Below are 375 nucleotides of genomic sequence, written 5' to 3' on the forward strand. Positions count from 1 at the left end.
CAGCGTGCGCGCGATGGCCACGCGCTGCTTCTCGCCGCCCGAGAGCTTCAGGCCGCGCTCGCCCACGGTGGTTTCGTAGCCCTTGGGCGTCGCGGCGATGAAGTCGTGGATGCGAGCGGCGCGCGCGGCGGCTTCCACCTCTTCGCGCGTGGCGCCGGGGCGGCCGTAGGCGATGTTGTATTCGACCGTGTCGTTGAAGAGCACCGTGTCCTGCGGAACGATGCCGATGGCGTGGCGCACGCTCGACTGCGTCACTTCGCGGATGTCCTGCCCGCCGATGGTGATGCGCCCCTGCTGCACGTCGTAGAAGCGGTACAGCAGCCGCGCCAGCGTCGACTTGCCCGAGCCCGAGGGGCCGACCACGGCCACCGTCTT

At 70.1% G+C, this 375-nt stretch carries 1 protein-coding gene; it reads right to left on the reverse strand.

The window, feature by feature from the left end:
* A partial coding sequence (locus tag ACTJLF_RS34775) for an ATP-binding cassette domain-containing protein (RefSeq protein ID WP_440884926.1) occupies window positions 1-375 on the reverse strand: 375 nt, incomplete at both ends.

It is taken from the genome of Variovorax sp. 22077, assembly GCF_052044195.1.
Taxonomy (GTDB): domain Bacteria; phylum Pseudomonadota; class Gammaproteobacteria; order Burkholderiales; family Burkholderiaceae_C; genus Variovorax; species Variovorax atrisoli.